The organism is Pedobacter sp. (assembly GCF_965227205.1).
GTDB lineage: Bacteria > Bacteroidota > Bacteroidia > Sphingobacteriales > Sphingobacteriaceae > Pedobacter.
The window spans coordinates 4270120-4293016 of the sequence record NZ_OZ245727.1 but is presented as its reverse complement, the minus strand read 5'-3'; the positions used below and the strand labels follow the sequence as shown (position 1 = coordinate 4293016).

Annotated in this window: 21 protein-coding genes; 15 read left to right on the top strand and 6 right to left on the bottom strand. The window is 34.6% G+C overall.

What is annotated here, in order from left to right; all coding sequences use genetic code 11:
- Nucleotides 1–66: 66 nt before the first annotated feature.
- The 7 genes from rluF (at nucleotide 67) to ACO05K_RS18590 (ending at nucleotide 5093) form a co-directional block, all read left to right on the top strand.
- Nucleotides 67–1041: a 23S rRNA pseudouridine(2604) synthase RluF gene (rluF, locus tag ACO05K_RS18620; RefSeq protein WP_421945913.1), complete on the top strand. Its 975-nt coding sequence runs from the start codon at nucleotides 67–69 to the stop codon at nucleotides 1039–1041.
- Nucleotides 1042–1157: 116 nt separating this feature from the next.
- Complete coding sequence (locus ACO05K_RS18615; RefSeq protein ID WP_421945912.1) at nucleotides 1158–1400, top strand: DUF2683 family protein; 243 nt, start codon at nucleotides 1158–1160, stop codon at nucleotides 1398–1400.
- On the top strand, nucleotides 1382–1663 hold the full coding sequence (locus ACO05K_RS18610) for a Txe/YoeB family addiction module toxin (RefSeq protein ID WP_421945911.1): 282 nt from the start codon (nucleotides 1382–1384) through the stop codon (nucleotides 1661–1663). Before ACO05K_RS18615 ends, ACO05K_RS18610 begins: the two co-directional genes overlap by 19 nt.
- Nucleotide 1664: 1 nt before the next feature.
- A complete protein-coding gene (gene rlmN / locus ACO05K_RS18605) occupies nucleotides 1665–2726 on the top strand; it encodes a 23S rRNA (adenine(2503)-C(2))-methyltransferase RlmN (RefSeq protein ID WP_421945910.1) in 1062 nt (353 codons plus the stop codon).
- A 257-nt stretch (nucleotides 2727–2983) separates the two neighbouring features.
- Nucleotides 2984–3286 (top strand): hypothetical protein, encoded by a 303-nt coding sequence (locus ACO05K_RS18600; protein WP_421945909.1) that lies wholly within the window; start codon nucleotides 2984–2986, stop codon nucleotides 3284–3286.
- A 21-nt stretch (nucleotides 3287–3307) separates the two neighbouring features.
- Entirely contained in the window at nucleotides 3308–3703 is a 396-nt protein-coding gene (locus tag ACO05K_RS18595; RefSeq protein WP_421945908.1) for a ComF family protein, read from the top strand.
- A 13-nt stretch (nucleotides 3704–3716) separates the two neighbouring features.
- A complete protein-coding gene (locus tag ACO05K_RS18590; RefSeq protein ID WP_421945907.1) occupies nucleotides 3717–5093 on the top strand; it encodes a hypothetical protein in 1377 nt (458 codons plus the stop codon).
- 236 nt (nucleotides 5094–5329) lie between these two features.
- On the opposite strand, the gene glyA is transcribed toward ACO05K_RS18590, so the two are convergent.
- Nucleotides 5330–6601, bottom strand: coding sequence for a serine hydroxymethyltransferase (gene glyA / locus ACO05K_RS18585; protein WP_421945906.1), 1272 nt, complete (start codon nucleotides 6599–6601; stop codon nucleotides 5330–5332).
- 63 nt (nucleotides 6602–6664) lie between these two features.
- Nucleotides 6665–7408 (bottom strand): segregation and condensation protein A, encoded by a 744-nt coding sequence (locus ACO05K_RS18580; RefSeq protein ID WP_421946310.1) that lies wholly within the window; start codon nucleotides 7406–7408, stop codon nucleotides 6665–6667.
- Between the two features lie 193 nt (nucleotides 7409–7601).
- Between ACO05K_RS18580 and dxs the strand changes: the two genes are divergently transcribed.
- A complete protein-coding gene (dxs, locus tag ACO05K_RS18575) occupies nucleotides 7602–9530 on the top strand; it encodes a 1-deoxy-D-xylulose-5-phosphate synthase (protein WP_421945905.1) in 1929 nt (642 codons plus the stop codon).
- An 83-nt stretch (nucleotides 9531–9613) separates the two neighbouring features.
- Here dxs and ACO05K_RS18570 read toward each other — a convergent pair whose 3' ends face one another.
- Complete coding sequence (locus tag ACO05K_RS18570; RefSeq protein WP_421945904.1) at nucleotides 9614–9838, bottom strand: helix-turn-helix domain-containing protein; 225 nt, start codon at nucleotides 9836–9838, stop codon at nucleotides 9614–9616.
- A gap of 324 nt (nucleotides 9839–10162) precedes the next feature.
- On the opposite strand from ACO05K_RS18570, the gene ACO05K_RS18565 reads away from it, so the two are divergent.
- Nucleotides 10163–10981, top strand: coding sequence for a hypothetical protein (locus ACO05K_RS18565; RefSeq protein ID WP_421945903.1), 819 nt, complete (start codon nucleotides 10163–10165; stop codon nucleotides 10979–10981).
- A 1-nt stretch (nucleotide 10982) separates the two neighbouring features.
- Nucleotides 10983–12080 carry a hypothetical protein gene (locus ACO05K_RS18560; protein ID WP_421945902.1) on the top strand — a complete coding sequence of 366 codons (1098 nt, stop codon included), beginning with the start codon at nucleotides 10983–10985 and terminating at the stop codon, nucleotides 12078–12080.
- 362 nt (nucleotides 12081–12442) lie between these two features.
- Here the strand turns inward: ACO05K_RS18560 and ACO05K_RS18555 are convergent, their stop codons facing one another.
- From ACO05K_RS18555 to ACO05K_RS18545, 3 genes are all read right to left on the bottom strand, one after another.
- Nucleotides 12443–14050 (bottom strand): gliding motility protein RemB, encoded by a 1608-nt coding sequence (locus tag ACO05K_RS18555; protein ID WP_421945901.1) that lies wholly within the window; start codon nucleotides 14048–14050, stop codon nucleotides 12443–12445.
- 89 nt (nucleotides 14051–14139) lie between these two features.
- A complete protein-coding gene (locus ACO05K_RS18550) occupies nucleotides 14140–15531 on the bottom strand; it encodes an undecaprenyl-phosphate glucose phosphotransferase (RefSeq protein WP_421945900.1) in 1392 nt (463 codons plus the stop codon).
- Nucleotides 15532–15719: 188 nt separating this feature from the next.
- Entirely contained in the window at nucleotides 15720–16667 is a 948-nt protein-coding gene (locus ACO05K_RS18545) for a class I SAM-dependent methyltransferase (protein ID WP_421945899.1), read from the bottom strand.
- Nucleotides 16668–16852: 185 nt separating this feature from the next.
- On the opposite strand from ACO05K_RS18545, the gene ACO05K_RS18540 reads away from it, so the two are divergent.
- The 5 genes from ACO05K_RS18540 (at nucleotide 16853) to ACO05K_RS18520 (ending at nucleotide 22896) form a co-directional block, all read left to right on the top strand.
- Nucleotides 16853–18121 (top strand): oligosaccharide flippase family protein, encoded by a 1269-nt coding sequence (locus ACO05K_RS18540; RefSeq protein ID WP_421945898.1) that lies wholly within the window; start codon nucleotides 16853–16855, stop codon nucleotides 18119–18121.
- Entirely contained in the window at nucleotides 18106–19023 is a 918-nt protein-coding gene (locus tag ACO05K_RS18535; RefSeq protein WP_421945897.1) for a glycosyltransferase family 2 protein, read from the top strand. Before ACO05K_RS18540 ends, ACO05K_RS18535 begins: the two co-directional genes overlap by 16 nt.
- A 44-nt stretch (nucleotides 19024–19067) precedes the next feature.
- Nucleotides 19068–20408, top strand: coding sequence for an O-antigen ligase family protein (locus tag ACO05K_RS18530; RefSeq protein ID WP_421945896.1), 1341 nt, complete (start codon nucleotides 19068–19070; stop codon nucleotides 20406–20408).
- Nucleotides 20409–20659: 251 nt separating this feature from the next.
- Nucleotides 20660–21766 carry a DUF1972 domain-containing protein gene (locus ACO05K_RS18525; protein ID WP_421945895.1) on the top strand — a complete coding sequence of 369 codons (1107 nt, stop codon included), beginning with the start codon at nucleotides 20660–20662 and terminating at the stop codon, nucleotides 21764–21766.
- Nucleotides 21766–22896: a glycosyltransferase family 4 protein gene (locus ACO05K_RS18520; RefSeq protein WP_421945894.1), complete on the top strand. Its 1131-nt coding sequence runs from the start codon at nucleotides 21766–21768 to the stop codon at nucleotides 22894–22896. The genes ACO05K_RS18525 and ACO05K_RS18520 overlap by 1 nt, the downstream gene beginning before the upstream one ends.
- Nucleotide 22897: the final 1 nt, after the last annotated feature.

Here is a 22897-nt window from a genome sequence, read left to right as displayed (position 1 = left end):
ACCACAGCATAGCTTTTGAAATTATGCTGTGGTTAATAACACAATTAATTTCCGTAAAATTGCAGCATGAAAAACACTTCTGCAACACGGTTAAATAAGTTTATAAGCGAAAGCGGGTTATGTTCTCGCAGAGAAGCAGATAGGTTTATTGAACGTGGAAATGTTTTCATCAATGGTAAAAGAGCCAAAGTTGGCGATCAGGTATTTGCAGGCGACAAGGTTATGGTTAACGGACATAACATCGAACCAAAAGAAGATAGTAATTTTGTGCTTTTGGCTTTTAATAAACCTGTAGGTATTACTAGTACAACAGAATCGAGTGTTAGAGATAACATTGTAGATTATGTTAATTACAGCGAGCGTATATTCCCAATCGGTCGGTTAGATAAAGATTCTTCTGGTTTAATTTTCTTAACCAACAATGGCGATATTGTAAACAAAATATTGAGGGCTGGAAATAACCATGAGAAAGAATATGTGGTTACCGTTAATAAGCCTATAACAGAAGATTTTGTTTTTGAAATGAGTAACGGCGTTCCTATTTTGGGCGTTAATACCAGAAAATGCAAGGTTAGGCAATTAACTACATTCTCATTTAACATCATACTTATTCAGGGTTTAAACAGGCAAATTCGTAGAATGTGCGAGCATTTTGGCTACGAAGTAACCAAGTTGGAACGTACCCGGATTATGAACATCAACTTGAAAGGCATCCCAACCGGAGAATTTAGAGAATTTACCGAAGCAGAAATGGAAACGATAATGAAGAGCGTTGAAAAATCTTCATCAGAAGCAAAGCCAAAATCTTCCTCAAAACCTAAAAAGCAAAACAACTCTTGGGAGGAAATTCCAGAACTTAAGCAAGAAAGAAATCCAAAGGTTTCTAAATCTGCTAAGCCTGCTCAAAAATCTGGAGGTAGAAATCAATCTGGGCATTCCTCAGCAAAATCAAGTCCTAAAAATAGTTCTACAAACAGAAATTCACGCCCGGCAAAAGGAAAACCTGCAAACAAATCAAACTCCAGACATAAGGGAAGATAAGCTAAGAAATTGTAAAATTCTGAATGTTAACGCTTTGCCAAGAGTTTTAATTTTTCGGCTTAGTTTGTTTTTGAGTATCTTTGCATTAATTCTTCGCCAGAATTAAAGAATGACTTATGGAAACATTAATTATGCACCCTGAAACTAAAGAGCAATTAGCTGCCTTAAAAGCAATAGCTAAAGCTTTGAAGGTTCCATTTCAAAAAACAGAAAACAGAGAATTAACTGAACGCGAAAAAACAATTAATCTCTATGGAGCTGAAATGGTTAATACTATTGAAAAAGCAGAAGAATCTATAAAAAAAGGCAATTATAAAACTTTAGACCCAACGAAATCGTTATGGGAGAATATTCAATAGTTTTAGAAAAAATAGCTGAAAAACAGATTAAACTTCATCTTAAATCAGGCGATAAAGCATCCATAAAAAGAATAAATCAAATTTTCGAAGAACTTAAATCCAATCCTTATTCTGGAATTGGAAGCCCGGAAGCTTTAAAATATGGTCTATCAAATTATTGGTCAAGAAAAATAAATCAAAAAGATAGATTAATATACAAAGTTGATGAAAGCATTGTTACCGTTTTCATAATAGCTGCAATGGGTCATTACGGCGATAAATAAAATGTTAGAAAAACCAGTGAAAAAACTCGATATCCGCTCATTAGATTTGCCGCAGTTGCAACAGCATTTAACGGCAATGCAACAACCTGCATTTAGGGCTAAGCAAATTTACCAGTGGTTGTGGGAGAAATCGGCAACAACATTTGAAGATATGAGTAATCTTTCTAAAGATTTACGCAAATCATTAGATGAAAATTTTGCCATTAATGCCGTTCAGGTTAACAATTCGCAGTTTAGTAACGATCATACCATAAAAAACACTTTCCGTTTAGCAGATGGAAACATTGTAGAAGGCGTTTTAATCCCACTCGAAGACCGGATGACAGCTTGCGTAAGTTCTCAGGTTGGCTGTAGTTTAACTTGTAAATTTTGCGCCACCGGTTATATGGATCGTAAACGCAACTTAAATGCCGATGAAATTTACGATCAGGTTGTTTTAATCGATAAGCAAGCGAAACAAAATTATAATAATCCACTTACCAATATCGTGTATATGGGCATGGGCGAGCCATTGCTTAACTATGCCAACGTACTAAAATCAATCGAACGCATTACCGCACCCGATGGTTTAAACATGAGTTATAAGCGCATTACCGTTTCAACTGCAGGTATCGCTAAAATGATTAAAAAACTTGGAGACGATGGCGCAAAGTTTAACCTTGCACTTTCGCTTCACGCTGCAAACGATAAAAAACGAAACGAGATAATGCCCATTAATGAAGCCAATTCATTAAAATCTTTATCCGAAGCCTTAAAATATTACTTCGCTAAAACCAAAAATCCGGTTACTTACGAGTACATCGTTTTTAACCATTTTAACGATGAAATTACTGATGCGATGGAACTTGCTAAATTCTGCAAACACATTCCTTGCAAGGTAAATCTTATTGAATATAACCCAATTTCGTTTGCTGATTTTACAAATGCCGATGGTGATAAAATCGATGCGTTTTCAAACTACCTGAAAAGCCAGGGCATTAACACCAATATTCGCCGCAGCCGCGGTAAAGATATCGACGCTGCTTGCGGACAATTAGCCGTTAAAGAAGAAGCCAAAGCTTAATTTTTTTTGAAAAGCAAAGGCAGTTCCAAAATTTGTGTTCTGCCCCGCTGTACATTATAGTCCCAATTTTTTCTGAGAAAAACCGGCAGCTGCCATTTCCATCGGGTTTAATTACCTCTGCAACTGCAACTATTTAAGGTTACAAAGCGCAAAACAAACCCTGAGTATTAAAATCTTAATAAGAAATACTATATTTAGTTAAGTGATTTTGGTATTCAAATACTAATCAAAACATTTTCGTAATAAGGTAAATCGATATGGAGGTAATTAAATCCAATAAATTTTGGCTGCAACAATGGAGTTCAGATTTAATTGGCTTGCTATTTCCTGACCTTTGCAATGCTTGTGGCATATCATTATTTCAAAACGAGCATTTAATCTGTACCAAATGCTTGTACGATTTGCCTTATACAGATTATCACATCCACCAGGAAAACAGAGTTGCCAAACAATTATGGGGCAGATTACCAATTACAGCAGCCATGGCTATGCTTTATTTTAGAAAGGGTGCAAAGATTCAAAACCTAATACACAATTTAAAATACAACAACAAAACCTAGGTTGGAGTTTTATTAGGCAAATTGCTTGGCGATAGGTTAAATGATAATTCCATTTATAAACAAGCCGATATACTGATTCCGGTTCCATTACACAAGAAAAAACTTAGAATAAGAGGATATAACCAAAGCTCATTTATTGCAGAAGGAATATCCGAAATAATGAATATCCCATTGGATGAAGAGATTTTAATCAGAAATACATCAACAGAAAGCCAAACCAAAAAAAATCGTTATAACCGATACGAGAACATGAAGGATGTTTTCGGCATTGCAAAGCCTGAGAAAATTAAGGGCAAACATATTTTATTAATTGATGATGTAGTAACCACAGGCGCAACACTCGAAGCCTGCGCAAATGTACTTTTAGAATGTGGCGCAGAAAAAGTGAGCATTGCCGCTTTAGCATTTGCAGAATAATTATATTTGAGTTATGCGTTTGCCCATATTATATAGTTTGATCTTTTCTATACTTATCTCTTCTTGCAGAAAAGATGAACACACTACAACTGACCTGAATGCAAAATTGACATTATCAAAAGACATTATTTTATTTGATACATTATTTACCACAGTTGGTTCAGTAACTAAAACCGTTAAAATAATTAACAAGAATAATGATGCAGTAAACATTTCAGAGCTTTTGCTTGCAGGGGGAAATTCATCTCCTTTTAGTATTAACATTAACGGACAAAATTCGAGTAGCAGCACTAACTTAAAACTCAACGGACAGGATTCTCTGAATATTTTTGTTAAAGTTTTTATTAATCCTAATGCTAAAAACACACCATTTTTAGTTCAAGATTCAATTATATTTCACTCAAATGGAAATCGGCAAAGCATTCAGCTTATGGCTTATGGGCAAAATGCAGTTTTTATAAATAATGGCGTAATCAATTCAAACATCACTTGGAATAATAACCTTCCATACATAATCAATGGTGCAGTTACAATTCTTAATAATGCAAAATTAGACATTGCTCCAGGCACCAGAATTTACTTTCATAAAGATGCCATTATGAATGTTGAAGGTAAATTAAGTGTTAATGGATCAGCCACAGAACCGGTTCAGTTTAGTAGCGACAGAACTGAAGATGTTTACGCAAACGAACCTGGTCAATGGAAAGGAATTTACCTCAAACGTTTTGGAACTGGAATAATCAATAATGCTATTATAAAAAATGCATCGGTAGGCATCTCATCCGATTCACTTTCCAGCACTACTGAACCTAAACTGATTCTTGCCAATAGTGTTATCAAGAACATGCAAGTTGCTGCATTTATTGGTTATCATACCGAGTTATTAGCTTTTAACAATTTAATGTACAATTGTGGTAACTATATAATTTATGGTATTGGTGGCGGCAATTATAATCTAAAACAAAATACAATTGCTGGTTTTAACCCAAGCTTTCCACGAAAAAATGCAGCCCTTACCTTTTCAGATTACATTTCATCTACATCCTACAACAAATTACAATTAAATCTAACCAACAACATTGTTTGGGGAAGTTTAACTAATGAATTAGATATTCAGAAAAAAACAAGCTTAGCGAACGAGCTTTTAATATTTAACAACCTAATTAAAACCACTAACACAACTTACAACTCAAATAACAACATAACAAATGTAGACCCGTTATTTACGTTAGCTTCAAAAGAAAACTTTGAATTATCTACTGGTAGCCCGGCTTTAGCAAAAGGAATTAGCCTTACATCAGACCAATATTACAATCTCTATTTAAGTAAAGATTTAAAAAACAATACCAGAACATTTCCTTCATCTTTAGGTTGTTTTGAAAAAAAATGATTTTTTTCAAATTTCACAAAACAAATTTAATTGCTCGACGTTTATATATTCGAGAGCGTTAATTTAGATGGTAAGGGTCGATATTTCTTTTAGAATATCGGCCCTTTACTTTTTGGGTAGGATTTTCAAGATTTGAGGATTTTCAAGATACATATTCAAAATATCTATATAACACAAAAAAGCGCTTTACAAATAAATGTAAAGCGCTTTTGTTTAAAACCTTAAGAGGTTTTGAATTATTTATAAAGCGGGAAAGCGCTTACCAATTTAATAACCTCAGCTTTAACTGCATTTAAATTAGCTTCATCTTCCGGGTTTGTTAAAACCTGATCGATTAAATCAACAATCTTTTCCATTTCTGCTTCTTTTAAACCACGGGTTGTAATAGCAGCAGTTCCAACACGAATTCCTGAAGTTACAAATGGAGATTTATCATCAAAAGGAACCATATTTTTGTTTACAGTAATTTCTGCCTTTTCTAAAGCATTCTCTGCCAATTTACCAGTAATGTTTTTGTTTCTTAAATCAATTAACATTAAATGGTTATCTGTACCGCCAGAAATAATTCCGTAACCTTTAGCAACAAATGCTTTAGCCATTGCCTGTGCATTTGCAGCAACTTGTTTAATATATGTACCATACTCATCACTTAAAGCTTCGCCAAAAGCAATTGCTTTTGCTGCAATAATATGTTCTAATGGTCCGCCTTGAGTTCCTGGGAAAACAGCCATATCAAGTAAATTACTCATCATACGGGTTTCACCTTTTGGAGTTTTTAATCCCCATGGGTTTTCAAAATCTTTACCCATCATAATCATACCACCACGAGGACCACGTAAGGTTTTGTGTGTAGTTGTGGTTACAATATGGCAATGTGGAAGTGGATTTGCCAATAAACCTTTAGCAATTAAACCTGCCGGATGAGAAATATCAGCTAAAACTAAAGCACCAATTTTATCGGCCACTGAACGAATAAAAGCATAATCCCACTCACGTGAATAAGCCGAAGCACCACAAATAATTAATTTAGGTTTTTCTGCTAATGCAACTTCTTCTAATTTTTTATAATCGATTAAACCAGTTTCTTTATCTACACCGTAGAAAAATGGCTGATACAATTTACCAGAGAAATTTACCGGAGAGCCGTGTGTTAAGTGACCACCATGAGAAAGGTCGAAACCTAAAATTTTATCGCCCGGCTGAATAACCGCAAGCATTACTGCTGCGTTTGCCTGTGCACCAGAGTGTGGCTGAACGTTAACCCATGCCGCACCAAATAATTCCTTAGCTCTATCAATAGCAATTTGCTCCACAACATCAACAACCTGACAGCCGCCATAATAGCGCTTACCCGGTAAGCCTTCAGCATATTTATTGGTTAATACCGAGCCTGCAGCTTCCATAACCTGCTTGCTTACAAAGTTTTCTGATGCAATAAGCTCTAAACCGTGCTCTTGGCGGTTTAATTCCTTATCAATAAGTTCAAAGATTTGGTTATCACGTTTCATCCGTAAAATAGGTTTGTTATTTTTTTGGCAAAAGTAAGAAATTACAAGGTAAATAAGGCTGATTTAAGCCAATGCTTTTACATTAAAGTTATTAAACCCGCTGCCAATGTTTATTTCAACGATTTGTTGTTGCAGCATTTCTAAAATTGCAAGAAAATTATATACGAAATGCACCTTATTCTCCGAGTTTTTGAGCACTAAAGCAAAATCTATCTGCTTATTGATATCTAATAAATTGGCAATAAAATGCTTTTGCTGTTCAATAGTATAAGGATATTGAACCACAGTATGCTTAACCTCCTGGCTACGCAATTCGTACTTCTGCATCGTCTTGTGGTAAACAATAAGAAGTTTATATAAATCTAACGATAAAAGTTCATCCTGATGAGTTGAAGATTCGGCTGCCTGAGTTAAATCATACTCAATGTTACCTCTTCGCTCCTGCTGCATCCTAAGTTCTTCAAAAACTTTCAATTCCTCAGAAACTGATTTGAATTGTTTATAAGCAATTAGTCGGGCTATTAAATCCTGCTCGGGATTAATTTCATTTCCAGCCTCATCAACCTCAATGCGTGGGAGCAACATTTTAGATTTAATGCGCATCAGCGTTGCGGCAACCAAAATAAATTCGCTTGCTAGCTCAACATTTAAAGCTAGTAACTGGTGTATGTATGCAAGAAAATCATTGGTAATTTTTGCGATTTCAACGTCTTGAATATTAAGTTCATCACGCTCAATAAAAAAAAGCAACAAATCGAAGGGACCTTCGAATACCGGAAGTTTAATTTCAAAATTTTCTGCCTGCATCTTCAAAACAAACATAATAAAATATAAAAACAGTATTTAGTTTTTGAATGTTAATTTATCAGAATCAAGAACTTAATTAACTTTTCGTGCCATTTTCATCATAATTTACAGTTGTAGATATTGAACTTTTTTTTCTAAAATATTAAAACAAAAATCCCTTTCTTTGTATCTTGTTTTGTATCCAAAATATTAAATGCAAGTAAAAGCTGGCCCCCTATTATCTAAAATTAACTATCCTGCAGATTTAAAGCAGTTTAGCGAAGCTGACTTAGAACAAATAAGCCAGGAATTACGTCAATACATTATTGATGTTGTGAGTGTGAATGGTGGCCATTTTGGCGCCAGCCTTGGTGTTGTTGAATTAACTGTAGCATTACACTATGCTTTAAATACACCTTATGATAAATTGGTTTGGGATGTTGGTCACCAGGCTTATGGACATAAAATCTTAACAGGAAGACGCGATTTGTTTCATACCAATCGTATTTATAAAGGCATTAGCGGTTTCCCGAAGATAAGTGAAAGCGAATATGACACCTTTGGCGTTGGTCACTCTTCTACTTCTATTTCGGCTGCCTTGGGTATGGCTGTAGCCTCTCAAATTAAAGGTGAAACAGATAGACAGCACGTAGCCGTAATTGGCGATGGTGCAATGACAGCAGGTCTTGCTTTTGAAGGCTTAAACCACGCAGGAATTGAGAATAGCAATGTTTTAGTTATCTTGAATGATAACTGCATGTCTATCGACCCGAACGTTGGAGCGCTAAAAGAATATTTAACGAATATAACCACTTCAAAATCTTATAATCGCTTTCGCGATGATATTTCTCATGTGCTAACAGGTTTGTCAAAACTTGGCCCTAACGCACATAAGTATGTTAAAAAGATTGAAAAAAGCATAAAAGGAACATTACTTAAACAAAGTAACCTGTTCGAAGCACTAAACTTTAGATATTTTGGTCCGGTTGACGGGCACGATGTAAAGCGTTTAGCTGCAATTATAAAAGATTTAAAAGCAATTCCTGGTCCGAAGTTGCTGCACTGCGTTACCGTAAAAGGTAAAGGTTTTGCTTTGGCAGAAAAAGACCAAACTAAATGGCACGCTCCAGGCCTTTTTGATAAAATTACCGGAGAGATAAAAAAGAGTGTTCCAGATAAACCCCAGCCACCAAAATACCAAGATGTTTTTGGGCATACAATGGTGGAGCTTGCTGAAGCAAATGACAAAATCGTTGGGATTACTCCGGCAATGCCTTCAGGTTCATCGTTAAATATTATGATGAAAGCGATGCCAACAAGGGCATTTGATGTTGGCATTGCAGAGCAACATGCTGTTACATTCTCGGCTGGTTTGGCCGCACAAGGACTTGTTCCTTTTTGCAACATCTATTCTAGTTTTATGCAACGAGCTTATGATCAGGTTATACACGATGTTGCCATTCAAAAGCTTAATGTTGTTTTTTGTTTAGATAGAGCTGGTTTAGCCGGAGCAGATGGTGCTACACACCATGGCGCATACGATATTTCATTTATGCGTTGCATCCCAAACCTCGTGATTTCATCACCAATGAATGAAGAAGAATTACGTAACTTGATGTTTACTGCACAACAAGATAACATTGGCCCGTTTGTAATTCGTTATCCTCGAGGCAACGGTGTTATGCCAGACTGGAAAAGACCATTTAAAGCTTTAGAAATTGGGAAAGGGAGAAAGATTTGTGATGGTGAAGATGTTGCCCTTTTAACAATCGGCCATGTAGGCAATTTCGCAGTTGAAGCTTGTACTGAATTAAATAGTGAAGGGCATTACCCTGCGCATTATGATTTAAGATTTGTTAAACCCTTAGATGAAGAAATACTTCATGAGGTTTTTGCGAAATATAAAAACGTAATTACTATCGAAGATGGTTCTTTGCAAGGTGGAGTAGGCTCTGCTGTTTTAGAATTTATGGCAGATAATAATTACAACGCAAATGTTATCCGCTTAGGCATTCCTGACGAATTTATTGAGCATGGTGAACAAGCAGAATTATGGGCAGAATGTGGTTATGATAAAGCATCGATACTTAATGCCGTAAGAAGTGTAAGTAAACAACGTACGACAAACAGCTTGGCAGGATAACAGTTAAAACTATCTCAAAATCCAAAGAAAATTCACCCTGCTATGACTTCAACAACTTTAGTAAATAATAGTTTGTTGGTTATTTATTCAGGGAAGAAGTCCCTCATTGAGCAGCCTAAAATTTCCGAAATCTTTTTCAAATGGTTTATATTATACTTATCATCAGTATTTGTGCGCTCAACGTTCCCAACAAATTTAGGGTTAAGTTCCATAGCTACAGATAAAACTGCTTGAGTTAATCCAGAGTGAATTCTCTTTTCTCTAACTCTATCAACAACATATTGTTCTATCTCTGTTAATTTCCGCATTTAGTTACTAAGTAAGGAAATAAAAAAAAATCTTTACCGCCCTATAGCATTGTAATTTATTTTTTTTAACTTTGTTTAATTAATAATAGTAAGTATTAGAGTCTTGCGGTTACAAATCTGAAGCCGTCAACGCAGGACAGCAGAAAAATACCATATCTATTGCTGGATGTACTATATTTGTATATCCGCATAGATGTGGGATCTGCTGTAAATCCATGTTGATGTAAGGCTTCAGAAACTTTTATGTAACCATGGTTGGCAGATCTCACATTTATGTTCTGTTGCCCCTAAGACTCATTTAACATTAACTAAATGAGTTCAAATATGGAGTTATCAAATTTGCCATTTAAGGCAATTCATTCTAAACATTTTGCTAGTTTCCAAAATAATGATGAAAAGGGATTAGAGTTTTTCTACAGACTTTATTATTACCCTTTATATTATTGCGGCCTTCGTTACATCAAGGATGACGTTAATGCACATTGTATTGTTAATGAGGCCTTCCTAAGGCTTTGGTTAAGCAGGAAAGCATTCAATCATGTTTCTGAAATCAAAAACTTCGTTGAGAAATTAAGCAGGCAGGGTTTTAAGGCTTATTTTAAAACTGCAAATAATAGATTCAACAGGAATATGCTCAGGCTAGATGAATTGGAAAATCATCAGGATTTCATGGTTGGTTATGAACAGTCGCTGGGTGAATACGATCCTGATATAATAGAGTCTATTGAACCAGATGAGCATACGACACAACAGTGGAAAGAACTCGAATCACTAATTCCCCACATAAGCTCAGAGCAGCGACTATTCATCAAATTATGCATCAAATATTCTTTTGATTATGGCCGCATTGCCTGGCACATTGGTGGCATTTCTGATTATGAGGTCGCAAACAAAGTTGAGGCATCAATTGAAAAGCTCCGGTCTATTATTAGTGGTACAAAAAAAATAAACGTGACCGCAAAGAAGCAAAAGTTCAGATTTGAAGGAAACTTAGACGAGGAGCAATTAGCTATTCTCTCAATGCGCTATGAGTTGCAATACAGTTTTGAAGAAATCGCTGGTGCGCTTAACCTCAAGCAAGGCTATATCCAAAAAGTTTTCGCCAGTACGCTGTCAAGGGTTAAAAAAACTAAAATCAGCTGATATGGAAAAGCATACAATGGTCATCACCCGAAAGATCCAGCTGCTTATCGATTCCGACGATAAAGAAGTTATCAGACATTCAAGGGAACAAATTTATAACTGGCAATGGATCTGTTTCCGTGCGGCGAATATGATTATGAGCCACCACTACATTCAAGAACAGATAAAAGACTTCTTTTACCTTACCGAAGAAATTAAGCTTAAGGTAGCGGATATAAAGAAAGATGAAAACGGAATGCTGAATTCATCAAGGCAGAATACGACCTATAAACTACTTTCCAATCATTTTAAAGGACAGATACCGACTAATATCTTAAGCAACCTCAACAATACCCTTATCACCAACTTCAACAATGAAAAGGATTGCTATTGGAAAGGAGAAAAATCGCTGAGGAATTATAAGCGCAACTTGCCCATGCCATTTGGCCCTGAAGTCATGTCGAAATTTACCCTCACTCCTGATAATAAAAATATTTGCTTTAAGCTTTTTCAGATCCCCTTCAGGACTTATCTCGGAAGGGATAAGTCAGATAAAAAGCTACTATTGCAAAAGATTATGTTTGGACAATTGAAACTTCGTACAAGTCAGCTACAGCTTGCAGAGGGGAAGGTGTTTCTACTAGCTGCAGTAGAAATTGAAAAAGAGCAGCATAACCTTGATATAAGTATTATTGCTGAAGCCTCACTCTCTATTGAGCACCCAGTGGTAATCAAAATTGGAAATCGGGAACAGACTATTGGCAGCAAGGAAGAATTTCTGCACCGTAGATTAGCAATACAGGCAGCAATTCACAGAATCAAAAAGGCAAGTAAGTTCAATCGTGGCGGTCACGGCAGGAAAAGAAAGATGAAGAGCCTGGATGATTACCAGCATATGGAAAAAAGATATGTTGACCAGAAGCTACATGTATATAGCAGGATGGTTATTGATTTTTGTGTGAAACATAAGGCAGCAACTTTGTTGCTGGTTAACCAGGAACATAAAGAAGAAATCGCAAGGGAGGATAGTTTTTTACTACAAAACTGGAGCTACTATAGTCTTAAAGACAAAATTAATTATAAGGCAGAGAAAGCTGGCATACAGGTTATAGAAGAATAGAAAAATTATTGAGGTCTTTTGCAAGGCCGTGGGGTGAGATAAGAAATATGCTCACAAGCCCTGAATTTGCTAGGGTTTTGCAATGGCGAATTTCATGTTAGATGACATTCCGGAGAAATATTAAAAAAATTAAATGGTTTGAGGCTGCTTGCACAGCCGTAGGGTGAGATAGTAAATATGCTCACTAATTAATTTAAGACAATGCAACGGCGGGCCTCATGTTAAACCTGGTTAGGAGGGTGTCGAAGAATGCTAAACGAGAAAGACAAAGCTTGATTTCTGAGTACTAAAGAAAATCAAGAGAAAACATTAAGCCTCGTAAGTTGATCGACTCAGCCAACGAGGCTTAAATAATGTAATTACTAAAAGTCTGTGTAAAGATTTCTGAATGAACTTCTTAGACCAATGGTTATCATGCCTGTATTATTAGAACCTAGATTATTACTTTCCTTTCTATAAATACCGCCTAATTCAAAACGTAAATTATATTTTGGATTGATGATATAGGCAGCTCTACCTTCAGCATAGTATAAATCCGTTCTTAAACCTTGTGTAGTAAAGTTACCCGTTTGTCTAATTGCATCAGAATAGGGAAGACGTAAATCTTTACCATAATCTTGGCCGTTTAATGATAAACCATATTTTGCATACATTAACTGACCAGTAAAGTCAAATCTTCTCCAAGAATAATTTGCTAAACCAATAACTTCTCTAAAGTTTGTACCTAAACGATGGGCTAATGGCTCAGAATATCCTGTATAAGCTACAATTGGTGTACGACCAGTGTAGGTGTATGGTTTTGAAGTGTTGTATTCTAGTAAATAATTTAAGTTTTCAACTTTGAATAGGTCGGCTCCTCTTATTCCTAATTGCCAAGAATATTTATTACGCGGACTTCCATTGCTCGAGAAAAAGTTTTTTGCTTCAAATTCATCTAAAGAGAACTGACCGTAAGCAACAATCTCTTTCGAGAACTTATATTTTCCAGTCAATCCAATCATTGAGTTATCAGGAGAGCCACTTGACGCTTCAACAGGACGTAAGAAAATTATCGGATTTGCATAACCCCAATCAAAACCTCTTTCATTTCCTAACTCATCTGTTTGCCCCCATATAATGGAATCAAAGAAACCAATAGATAATCTGTTGGTAACGTTCCAATCTAAATAGTGAAATACACCACCTTTTTTACGGTTACCCGCTTCATATGATAGTTTAGGGATATTTGGATCTTGCAAAGAAGCCCATAACGCTGTGTATTGAACATTACCAAGATTTCCCGTTAATTTTAAGAATGGGTATGGAGAGGAAACATCAGACAAAAGTAGTGAACGATATCCGTCACCAACAAAATTCTTATCGTAACCAGCCGTTACATTAATATATTTAGATGGAGTGTAAGAAATTAAGGCTGTAACATACGACCAATCTAAAGACATTTTTCCAGCATTCGAGCCATAATCTCTATTGTATGATTGTCCGGGCACAACATTAATACCCTTAGCATAATCTGTATAGTATTTTGCAAACCTGCCTTGATTTTCGAAACCGCTGGTGTAGAAAGAGAATTTCTTACCAATTGTACCACCAATTTGGTAGCCACGGGTATTTAACCAGGTGTTCTGCTTTCCAGAGAAATCCTTTCCAATTTGAAAATCAGGTAGGAAATCTGCATAAAATGTATATTCTTCCTTTTGAATATCGATAAGATGTTCGTTGAATAATTTTCTGGCAACCCAAGAATGTCGGTTAGAATCAACACCTAAACTTAAAAGTTGCTTACCATGTTCAACCAATAAACTATCATCAATAAAAAATGGTTTTAAACTACTGTGAAAGCGGGTTTCCGGATTGTAAACTTCGCGATTTAATTTCTGATAAAATTGATAGGAATATGGCTGATAGACGGATTGAGCATTTAATTTGCCAAACGCAAGGCATATTATTACGAATAGTATTAGTTTTTTCATCAACATTATTTTTAATAAAATTTACGCAAAGGACGTAAAATATTTTGTTTTTATGTTTTATTTATCCTTTTCTGATTATAAAAGGTATGCTAGTTTGCTTTTTTGTGCCCCAATAAAACCTGCCAGATGGTTAAAAAGGTGATTTTTAAATCAAGAAAAAGCGACCAGTTTTCCAAGTACCAGATATCAGCTTTCACCCGTTCTTCCATAGAACCATCTGCACGGGTTTCACCACGGAAACCATTTACCTGGGCCCAACCTGTAATTCCCGGTAACAGGAAATGACGAACCATAAACTGATCTATCATTTTTGAATACTCTGCTGTGTGTTGAAGCATATGCGGTCGTGGACCAACAACAGACATCTCACCCATAAGTACATTAAAAAACTGAGGCATTTCATCAATACTGTTTCTTCTCATGAAAGCTCCAATTCTTGTAACTCTTGAATCATTAGGAGTGGCTTGTTTTGTATCTGCTTCACCATTAACGTACATGCTCCTAAATTTCAGACAATAAAAGGATTCGTTATCTTTTCCAGACCTTAATTGTTTAAAAAAAATGGGCCCTTTCGATTCAAGCTTTATCAGTATCGCCATTAATGGCACTAACCAACTCATTACAAATACAACCACCAACAAAGAAAATATAACATCAAACAATCTTTTAATTACTTGATTACTTAAAATTTCTAAAGGCTCAGTACGAGGACTTAAAACCGGTAAATGGCCATAAAGCTGAACCATTACATTTTTCTTAAAATAGTCCTTAACATCAGGCACTAGCTTAAAACGAATCATGGCTTTATCAGCCTGTCTCATTAAAGTATCAATTTTTGATAATGCCCTATCTGGTAGTGCACAATATATTTCGTTTACATTGCTCTCTTTAACAAAGTTGATGCACTCATCTACCTTACCAATAATATGGCTTTGAGTTAATTTCGATGGGTCATCATCAAAAAAACCAACAACTTTATAGCCTAAATGGGTATTTTTTTCAAGGTGATTTTTCAAATCTAAGCCCAATGGACCCGCACCAACAATAACTACTTTTTTATAATTAATCAGCTTTGCCCTACTCGACCTTCTTAAAAGCAAGAAAACAATTTTTCCGGCTAAAAAAAGTGGTGTAAAAATAACTCCGGTATAGATTAATAGTTGATTTGAAACACTAAAATCTTTTAAAGAAACAACAAGGATAAAAATGATTGCAATAAAGAATAACAAACTCCACAGTGCTTGCTTTATAGTTGGAATGGCATCTTTAACGAACATTTCTTGGTAAAGACGAGTAATTTGAGTAACGTTAAACCAAACAAAGTTTATAAGAAGGATATGCAGAAAATTTATGCCTTTTCCATCAGAAATACCAAAAGTACCATAAGTAAGTACATATCCCAGATATCCTGAAAGGTTTACAAGAAGAAGATCTATTAGGATACTTATTGTCTTAAAATAAGTACTGTTACTTTCAATCATTTATTAGGTAAAATTCGCCAAATATAGCTAGCTTGTTTAGTAAACAGATTATTAGTTTGTATTAAAATTATCGATATTAATAACAATAATTCAACCGCCTTACCTCAAAAAACAAGCCAAGTATTCGGAATACCAACTTTATTTCAAACAAATATTAATTATAGTTGTATTCGAATATTTTATTGAGGTTAATTTTTAACCATATAGAAAGATCCAGGTTCTATGTTAGCGCCTATTCTAGGAAACTTATCTTCAAAAACTTTATTATGATTATGAAATAAATAGTTAACAGCCCCAACGATTTGCCAATCTTTGTTTAAGCTTAAAAAAGCTTCTAATAGATACTGTTCATTCCATAATCTGATTTCATCAACAACCCATTGGTGCAAATAATCTTTTGGAGAAAAAATATCGTGTATATGAACCACTACCCCAGGATTTATTATTGGAAGAATTTCCAGATATTCATATAAAACATCACCTTGTGGTCTGATAACGTGAGAAGAGTCTATAAACAAAATATCATTCTCAGTAAGTTGCTTAAAATAGGATGTTTCAATGTCTTCAACCCTTTTTCTTATAACCTCAACATCTAGTTTTTCAAGCCATGGCATCTCATAAGGCTCAATGCAAATATGCTTACAAGTATAATTAGCATTCTCAGCCTTATTTCGTTTGATTGCCAGTTGCGCCATTTTAGTAGAGTGACCTGAACCTACTTCTATGATGATTGCAGGCTTCTTATACCGAATCATGTTATATAAAAACTCGCCATCGCCATGCTCAAAAGCGCCATTCATAAAATTGTAAATAGTATCGCCAACGTATGTTTCACTTACTGAACTTAACTCCTCACTAAAATTCAATTGATTTAATAATTCCAATTGAGTTTCAACATTAAAATCAATCCCTGGTAAGTTTCTATCCTGAGATAATGGCTTTGTTAAATGTTTGTTATTAAAAAGAGGTTCGTAATAATGATCGGTGATTGGAAAAACACCAATCTTTAACAAAATAGATTTAGTGATTGGGAGGTATTGAATGCGAACTCTCTTAACGATTCTTAAAACTATTGCTGCAGAAAATACAAATGGAATTAGTAAGATATCAATAAGCCAGGCAACTTTCTTTAGCATTATAATTATAAGTTAAATATCTTTTAAAAAGATGATTAAATTTTTAAAGTCTGCAAATATATAAAGTTTTAAAGAACCAACAATTAGTGCTAAAAATTGATAACTATGTATAAACATGATCAAAATAGAATCATTTTTCCGAATGATGAATAATTGTTTCTATTTTTGCAACCTACACGTCTGTATTGAAAAGTATAATAAAGTCTTCATTAATTAAATTAAAAGGGCAAAAAGTAGTTGCAAACTTCCTAAACCTATCTATTATTCAGGTTTCGAATGTAGTACTGATGTCTGTTCTTTATCCAATAATTACATTAAAAATTGGTATAGAAGAATTTGGTATTTTTATTTTTGCAAATACATTTTCTAATCTTGCTGCAACACTTATTAATTACGGCACTAATCAATCTGGTATAAGAGATATTGCAGAAAACATTGATAATAAAACAAAGCAGAGTAATGTTTTTAATGAAATCATCTCTATCCGTTTTTTAATTTTTATTGCCTACATCATCTTTTTGGTAGGGCTTTCCTTTATTCAGATAAGGTATTTTAATTACATAATTTGGGCATTGCCATTGGTAATTGCTGAGGTTTTAAACCCATTATTCTTTTTTACCGGAATTGAAAAACTTAAAACCTACAACCTGGCAAACCTTATCTCAAAAGTTTTAAGTTTAATTCTAATTGTATTATTAATTCAGAGCAAACAGGATACAATTTTGGTTAACCTAATTCTGGGTTCATGCTCTTGCTTTGTTTTCGCCTATTTGTTGTTTACAATTTTGAAAGAAAAATATTTTTCATTCAAAATACCAGCCTTGATTGATATAAGAAAAATCGCCGTAGATAATTTCCACCTAACAATAAATAACGCTTCAGTACAATTACAGCAATCGATAATGATATTCGTTTTAGCGAAAATTCATGTCCCAATTATCCTTGGTGCATATTCCCTATGCGACAAGGTAATATGGTGTATCAGAATGCTAATCATTTCTATATCAATGGCAATATACCCTAAATCAGTGCAGATTTTTGCTGAAGGAAACGTAGCGTGGCAACAATACAAAAGTTTATTCAGAAAGCTGATAACGATTTCTTTCTTCTCACTCTCTGTCGGCATATTTATCTTTTCCGATTTGATTATTTTGATTTTGTCGGGTACTGCAAATGAAATTGCTTCGAACTTTTTGAAAATGATGGCTCTTGTGCCAACCATTGCAGCATTAAACTCATTAAATATTATAGAACTGTTAATCAAGAAAGAAAATACAACTTTATCAAAAACAGCCATCGTTTTAGCTGCATTTGCATTTTTAATTACATGGGTAATCACTAGTTTTCTGCCAACCAAATGGTTTGGAATTTATACTTTTACCATTGAGATTACTGCATTAATAATCTATGAGTATCTAATTAAAAAATCAGAAAAGAGATGGCGAAGTCAGTAGCACTGATATTATTGAATTGGAATACGCCAAAACACACTGAAAGGTGTGTTGCAACCATCATGCAGTATTGTAACTATACACTTTTTGATATTATTATTGCAGATAATGGTTCTACTGATAATTCTTTAAGCTACCTGAAAAAACGCTTTCCAAATCAACATATTTTCATTGATAATAAAGAGAATTTAGGGTTTGCAGAAGGCAATAATAGAGCGCTTGAATACAGCATTAATAATGGCTATACCTATTCTTTGCTACTGAATAATGATACTGAAGCTGATGAGGATTTTTTAACGCCACTTGTAAATCATCTAGATAAAAATGAAGATGTGGTAGCTGTACAGCCGGCGATATATTTTCTTCATAAAAAAGATAAATTATGGAATGGCGGATCTTTTTATAATACAATACTAGGCGACACCTATTTCAAGAATAGTAAGGGCAGGCAAGCCTTAAAAGCAGTTGAGGAAGTGGATTGGCTAACAGGCTGCTGCATGTTTATGCGGAATGATACTTTGAAAAAAACTGGTTTACTAAATAGTAAATTTTTCGTTTACTACGAAGATGTAGATTTATCATACCGGTTAAAAAAATTAGGGCTACTACATTATCTACCAACTTCAAAAATTTATCATGAAGCTGGAGCATCGGGACAACAAAAAAGAAATAGCGAGGGTACTCAAAGTCCGATAATACACTTCTACAATTGCAGAAATAAAATATGGTTTTTACGCCGATATGGAAATGCATTATTCCTTCCATTTATTTTCATAAATAATCTAATCTACTATTCTGCATTATTTTGCTATTTCATTCTTCGGAGAAGGAAAAAGAAAGCAGCTTATATTATTAAAGGTATAAGAGAGGGATTATTTACACCTTTAAATACCATTTGGTCATGATAATACTGTTTCCACTGGTATATCTGTGCGCTTTTACCCTGGCCATGTCTGAGATTATCAGAGGTAAAAAGGATGGCCTTATGCTTTTCCTGATCTTCGGCCTTTCAATATATACAACGGCATTATCTGTCACTTTCATGTTAGGCTTTAAAAGCCTGATTGTTTATTTCCAGGCATTCAAGGAGCTATCCATCTTTCTGATTTTGGGTTATAGCATCTGGAATCTAAAAACAAGAATAAGGCTGCATTATATAGATTACATGATCATTGCCTTTCTTGGGTACACAGTTATTTATGCACTATTACCTATAGGTGAGCAGGCATTTGTTAATAGGGTAATGGCTTTAAAAACCTTATCATTTTTTGCTGTTGTGTATTTCTGTGGAAGATTATTTAAGCCAAAAGAAATTTATTTAAGCAAATACTTCCATTACATACTTTTCCTTTCAATTGCAGCCGCCGTTGTATTGTTAAGTGAAATGATAACCAATCAGCATTTACAAACCCGAACTGGCTACGCTGACTATAACTTCTATCTATTTAATTTTGAGCCCAGTGGCAATTATGGTTTAACCTGGACTTTCGAATCGGAAGGCGGCTATAAGCGTTTTGCTAGTATTTTTGCTAATCCACTTGAATTTGGATCTGCTACAATTATTGCAATTTCTGTACTTGCTGCACTTTACACTACCGATGATTATAAAATAAAGCTCGACAATTTTGGGTACTTAGCATTAGGGGCAAGCTTATTTTCAATCGTATTCGCATTATCCAGATCAGCCTTTGTTAGCTACTTTATACTGGTTTACATTTATTCTTTGCTTACTAAGAGAAAGTATATCATTAATACCATTCATGTATGCAGCATATTAGTGGTTGTATATATTATTTACCTCTTTGCTAAAGAACAGGATCAGAATGATGGTTTGCAAATGGTTATCGTCGGCACTTTAAACTTCAGCAACCCATCAAGTGTAGGCCATGTTGTTGAATGGGTTGAAGGTGCTTTAGCTATCGCATCAAGCCCTTTAGGCTTAGGACTTGGTACTTCTGGGCGTATTGGAGGAACTTTAGGTGGAAACATTGGAGGAGAAAATCAATATATTATAATTGGCGTACAAGCAGGAATAATTGCATTATTACTATACCTTGCCGTTTATATTTGCTTAATTAAAGAAGGCATGAAATGGTTTTATAGGTTAGAAGGAAAAGAAAAGAAAATCTGCTTAGTAATCGTTCTTATTAGGATTGGCTTTATCATACCATCCTTAACCTCAGAGATTGAAACTTCCGCCTATACATCATATTTAATGTGGTTTTTATCTGGTTTATTTGTGAGCATGATTTCTACCAAAGTTGCGGTTAAAAAAACTACACAGAATTAGCTGTTGAAGAAAATCAGTCATAAAACATACTAATTTAACGTGCACACTGTAAATCCTTCCTAGGTAAAAGTATTTCTTGATAATATTTTTTTAGTTTTGCCATTTAAATCCAATTGAGGATTATGTTATTAATTTTATGATTTAATGTAGTTTTATGCCCTGCATAAACTGCATCGCAATAGATTTTTTATGTTATACTTAACAAAAACGCAAAAATCATCAATAAACTAAAAACCCTATAGAAAGATTAGATGAGAGTTGCAATTATAGGTTCGAGAGGCTACCCATATGTGTACGGTGGATTCGAAACTTTTGTTAAAGAACTAAGTGAGCGATTAATAGCTCATGATGTTGAAGTACATATCTATTGCCAAAAAAACTTATTTACCGAATTTCCAAAAGAAGTAAATGGTATAAAATTACATTACATCCCTACTTTACCTCAAAAATCATTAAATCAAATTATCCATTCTTTTCTGTCTATTGTGCATGCAACATTCAGCAAAGCTGATGTTTTACTGGTTGTAAATCTTGCTGCCGGACCTATGGGATGGATACCTAAAATTACCGGTAAAAAAACCATGATTAATGTCGACGGCCTTGAATGGTTAAGACCGAAATGGAAAGGACTAGGTGCAAAATACTTTTATTGGGCAGCTAAATTGGCGACTAAATTATACGATAAAATCATTACAGATGCAGAAGCCATGCGACAGGTTTATCTTGAAGAATTTAAGGCAGATTCTACAGTTATAGCTTATGGCGCACCCGCTTTTAAGCCAGCTTCAGAAATGGGATTGCAGCGATTAGGCTTAGAGAAAGAAAGCTACTACCTTATTGTTGGTCGTTTAATCCCTGATAATAACGCTGACCTAATAATTAAGGGTTTCTTAAAGTCGAAATCTAAAAAGAAATTAGTTGTAGTTGGCGATGTCCCGTATAGCGATAAATACGCATCTGATTTGAAATCGATGCAAAATGATAGACTTATTCTTACGGGGTACATAAAAGATCAGCAAGAATTAATGGCTATGTATCAACACGCTTACGCCTATATTCATGGTCATAAGTTTGGTGGTACAAACCCTGCTATGCTAAAAGCAATGGTTAATAATTGTGCTATTTTAGCCCTTAATACAGTTTTCAATCAAGAAATGCTAAGTGATGGTAAATTTGGAGTGTTATTTGATGAGAATGAAAATGCCGTTTCACTTGCTTTAGAAAATTTGGAAAACGTACCCGAAAAAGTTAAAGCCCTGAAAGGGATTGTGAGTACCGGTTTAACAGACAAATATAATTGGGATAAAATTACAACAGCCTATAAAGAAGAGATGTTTAAATTAGTAAATAATAAATAGTGAAGGGGAAAAATATTGTTGTAGGAATAGATATTCGCGATTTAAAAATTGCGAAAACCGGAACTAAAACTTATTTAGAAGAAATTTGCAGGGCTTTTCAAACAGATAGACCAGGATTTAAGTTCTACTTTTTCGATACAATATTTCCAATTTATAGTGGCAAAAACAAGTTACTTAAGTTAGTTGAACATTTGAGGTTTTCTATTTGGAAACAGATTATAATCCCTATTTTAGCACTTACACGAGGTTGTGATATTATTTTTTGTACAGATTTTTTCGTTCCCTATGTAAAACTCGGTTACGAAACTATTCCCGTCTTCCACGATGCTTTTTTTTGGGAATACCCCGAGCATTACCATAAACTTTGGCGTAAAATATTTCATACACTTGGCGTTAGTGCTGCCAAAAAATCAGCATATGTTATTGCACCTACCGAATATGCAAAGGAGCGAATTGCACATTATTCAGGTTTAGCAGAAAGCAAAATAATTGCCATTCCGGAAGCGCCAAAAACACTGATTTCTAATCATTCGCTGTCAACCGGAGTTTTAAATTTAAAAACCAAAAAATACTTTTTACACATTGGTACTTTCGAAAAAAGAAAAAACCTTTGTTACTTAGTTGAAGCTTTGCACCTGCTACGAGAACAGGGTTACAATGATTATTCATTGGTATTATGTGGGCAGATTAGCCCAAAAAACCCTACAAATGGCAGTCAAGAACTTTTTGAGGTTGTTAATAAATATAATTTACATGACTATGTAATTATGCCTGGTTATGTTAAGGATGATGATTTATCCTGGTATTATAGAAATGCTGAATTGTATCTCTTCCCTTCTGTAAACGAAGGTTTTGGATTACCGATATTAGAAGCCTTTCAAAATAACCTGCCAGTTTTGGTTGCAAATAACACCTGTTTACCAGAAGTTGGTGGTGATGCAGTTATTACCTTTGACCCTTACAATCCTGAAGATTTAGTTAAAAACATTGTTCATTTATTGGATAACCAAGAACTGCGGGCAAAATTTATTGAAAGTGGCAGAAATCGACTTGTTGATTTTTCTTGGGAGAAAACAGCAAACGAATTGTTAGAAGTGTTTAAAAAAGCGAAAACTACACCATCCGCATAAA

Bases quoted from the DNA above. Each gene is read 5' to 3' on its own strand.
- ACO05K_RS18580 (WP_421946310.1), bottom strand. From the start codon at position 7,408: ATGCAGGCAGAAAATTTTGAAATTAAACTTCCGGTATTCGAAGGTCCC.
- ACO05K_RS18525 (WP_421945895.1), top strand. From the start codon at position 20,660: ATGAGAGTTGCAATTATAGGTTCGAGAGGCTACCCATATGTGTACGGT.
- ACO05K_RS18550 (WP_421945900.1), bottom strand. From the start codon at position 15,531: ATGATTGAAAGTAACAGTACTTATTTTAAGACAATAAGTATCCTAATA.
- ACO05K_RS18565 (WP_421945903.1), top strand. From the start codon at position 10,163: ATGGAGTTATCAAATTTGCCATTTAAGGCAATTCATTCTAAACATTTT.
- ACO05K_RS18610 (WP_421945911.1), top strand. From the start codon at position 1,382: ATGGGAGAATATTCAATAGTTTTAGAAAAAATAGCTGAAAAACAGATT.
- rlmN (WP_421945910.1), top strand. From the start codon at position 1,665: ATGTTAGAAAAACCAGTGAAAAAACTCGATATCCGCTCATTAGATTTG.
- rluF (WP_421945913.1), top strand. From the start codon at position 67: ATGAAAAACACTTCTGCAACACGGTTAAATAAGTTTATAAGCGAAAGC.
- glyA (WP_421945906.1), bottom strand. From the start codon at position 6,601: ATGAAACGTGATAACCAAATCTTTGAACTTATTGATAAGGAATTAAAC.
- ACO05K_RS18600 (WP_421945909.1), top strand. From the start codon at position 2,984: ATGGAGGTAATTAAATCCAATAAATTTTGGCTGCAACAATGGAGTTCA.
- ACO05K_RS18530 (WP_421945896.1), top strand. From the start codon at position 19,068: ATGTCTGAGATTATCAGAGGTAAAAAGGATGGCCTTATGCTTTTCCTG.
- ACO05K_RS18545 (WP_421945899.1), bottom strand. From the start codon at position 16,667: ATGCTAAAGAAAGTTGCCTGGCTTATTGATATCTTACTAATTCCATTT.
- ACO05K_RS18535 (WP_421945897.1), top strand. From the start codon at position 18,106: ATGGCGAAGTCAGTAGCACTGATATTATTGAATTGGAATACGCCAAAA.
- ACO05K_RS18555 (WP_421945901.1), bottom strand. From the start codon at position 14,050: ATGAAAAAACTAATACTATTCGTAATAATATGCCTTGCGTTTGGCAAA.
- ACO05K_RS18590 (WP_421945907.1), top strand. From the start codon at position 3,717: ATGCGTTTGCCCATATTATATAGTTTGATCTTTTCTATACTTATCTCT.
- ACO05K_RS18560 (WP_421945902.1), top strand. From the start codon at position 10,983: ATGGAAAAGCATACAATGGTCATCACCCGAAAGATCCAGCTGCTTATC.
- dxs (WP_421945905.1), top strand. From the start codon at position 7,602: ATGCAAGTAAAAGCTGGCCCCCTATTATCTAAAATTAACTATCCTGCA.
- ACO05K_RS18570 (WP_421945904.1), bottom strand. From the start codon at position 9,838: ATGCGGAAATTAACAGAGATAGAACAATATGTTGTTGATAGAGTTAGA.
- ACO05K_RS18615 (WP_421945912.1), top strand. From the start codon at position 1,158: ATGGAAACATTAATTATGCACCCTGAAACTAAAGAGCAATTAGCTGCC.